A 2,054-nucleotide genomic window follows, 5' to 3' on the forward strand; every position below is an offset into this window, starting at 1 on the left:
CCTGCGCCGCGAGGCGCGGGACGGGGGCCCAGTTCGTGCGCGACCCGTGAGGCGGTCTTGGCTGCCCTCGGCGTCAGCGTTGGATGATCAGGACGCGAGCGACGCGTCGAGCGTGATCGTGATGCCGGTGAGAGCCTGGCTCACGGGGCAGCCCGCCTTCGCGGCAGCTGCGATCTGCTGGAACTCGTCCTCGGAGATGCCGGGGACCTTTGCGGTCACCGTGAGCTTGCTCGTCGTGATGCCCGTGCCCGGGACGAAGTCGACGTCGGCCTGGGTCCGGATCTCGTCGGCCGTGTAGCCGGCCTCGGCCAGCCCGTTGCTGAACGCCATCGAGAAGCAGGCCGAGTGGGCCGCCGCGATGAGCTCTTCGGGGCTCGTCTTGCCGTTGGACTCTGCGCTGCGCGCCTTCCACGTGACGTCGTACGTGCCGAGGCCCGAGGTGTCGAGGGTCGTCTGCCCGGCGCCCTCCATGAGGTTGCCGTTCCAGACGGTGTGGGCGGTGCGGATCGTGGCCATACTGCGCTCCTTCGCTTGTTGATGGGCTGAGAGAGTGAACTGGCCCGGCCATCGTAGGCACAAGGCGACCCCGCTCGCGTTTCGGAGGGCGGCCGGGCGGGTGAAGGGTGGCCGGGCGGGGTTAGAAGGGGTGGCCGGGTGGGGTTAGAAGGGGTGGCCGGGCGGGGTTAGAAGGGGTGGCCGGGCGGGGTTAGAAGGGGTGGCCGGGCGGGGTTAGAAGGGGTGGCCGGGCGGGGTTAGAAGGGGTGGCCGGGCGGGTTGAGGGCGGTCGGGTGGGTTCGAAGAACCTGCCCCAGCCAGCCTCGTTAGGGCCAGATCGTGGCGACGGCGATGTTGAGCAGCGCGAGGCCGCCGACGGCGTGAGCGACGCCGGGCGCGACCGGCTCGCCCGCCTTGCGGCGGCGGTTGCCCACGAACGCGAGCGCGCCGACCACGATGGCGACGACGAACTTGACGATGAGCTTGGGATAGTCCGGGGTGGGCCAGTTGGGGACCGTGCTGACCATGACCGGCAGGAGACCTGCCAGGATGATGCCCGTCACGAGCTGAGTCATGGCGCCGTCGAACTGCCGCGCGCCGACAGTCGGGGCCTTCATGTTGGCGATCCACGGTCCGACGATCATGGCCGCCCCAACAATGTGGACGAAGACGACGATGCTGAAGACGACAGTCATGGTCCCGATTCTAGTGTTGGCGCAGGGCCGCCCCGCCCGGTTCACGGGGGAGCCGGGGTACCAAGTGGATAACGAATGAGGGCGGAGGCCCGACCCTGGGGATCGGGCCTCCACCCTCAGCGATTCGCTGGCTGGCGGGCCGCTTTCAGAGGCCGAGATCGGCCTCGAACGCGCCACCCTCAAGCCGCGCGCGGAGCGTCTGCAGGAAGCGTCCTGCGTCCGCGCCGTCGACGAGGCGGTGGTCGTACGTGAGCGAGAGGTACATCATCGAGCGGATCGAGATGACGTCGTCGCCCTCGGCGTTCTGCGTGACCCACGGGCGCTTCACGATCGCACCCGTGCCGAGGATCGCAACCTGCGGCTGGTTGATGATCGGCGTGTCGAACAGCGCGCCAACCGAGCCGATGTTGGTGATGCTGAACGTGCCGCCCGAGAGTTCGTCCGGTCCGATCTTGCCGCTGCGCGTGCGCCCCGCGACGTCGGCGATGCGGCCCGCGAGGCCAGCCAGGTTGAGGTCACCCGCGTTGTTGATGACCGGGACGAGGAGACCCTTCTCGGTGTCCACCGCAATCGCGAGGTGCTCCGCGTTGTGGTAAGTGATCTCCTGCTTGTCCTCGTTGTACTCCGCGTTGAGCTTCGGGTGCTGCTTGAGCGCCTCGGCCACGGCCTTCGCGATGAACGGGAGGAACGTGAGCTTGACGCCGTTCTGGGCCAGGAATGCGCCCTTGGCCCGGTCGCGAAGCTTCGCGATCTTCGTCATGTCGACCTCGTGGACCTGCGTGAGCTGGGTCGAGGTGTCGAGCGACTCGCGCATGCGGCGTGCGATCACCTGGCGGATCCGCGGAGCCTTCTCCGTGGTGCCGC

Annotated in this window: 3 protein-coding genes; all 3 read right to left on the reverse strand. The window is 68.5% G+C overall.

What is annotated here, in order from left to right:
- Positions 1 to 87: 87 nt before the first annotated feature.
- A complete protein-coding gene (locus ACLN58_RS21535) occupies positions 88 to 516 on the reverse strand; it encodes an OsmC family protein (RefSeq protein WP_415857254.1) in 429 nt (142 codons plus the stop codon).
- A gap of 305 nt (positions 517 to 821) precedes the next feature.
- On the reverse strand, positions 822 to 1,190 hold the full coding sequence (locus tag ACLN58_RS21540; protein WP_415857255.1) for a hypothetical protein: 369 nt from the start codon (positions 1,188 to 1,190) through the stop codon (positions 822 to 824).
- A 145-nt stretch (positions 1,191 to 1,335) separates the two neighbouring features.
- Positions 1,336 to 2,054 (reverse strand): 2-oxo acid dehydrogenase subunit E2 (locus tag ACLN58_RS21545; protein WP_415857256.1); only part of this gene is annotated, 719 nt, incomplete at its 5' end.

This window comes from Sinomonas sp. G460-2 (assembly GCF_047759905.1).
Taxonomy (GTDB): Bacteria; Actinomycetota; Actinomycetes; order Actinomycetales; family Micrococcaceae; genus Sinomonas.

What these genes read in the sequence shown, in the direction of transcription:
- ACLN58_RS21535 (WP_415857254.1), bottom strand. Translation starts at nt 516, where the DNA reads ATGGCCACGATCCGCACCGCCCACACCGTCTGGAACGGCAACCTCATG.
- ACLN58_RS21540 (WP_415857255.1), bottom strand. Translation starts at nt 1,190, where the DNA reads ATGACTGTCGTCTTCAGCATCGTCGTCTTCGTCCACATTGTTGGGGCG.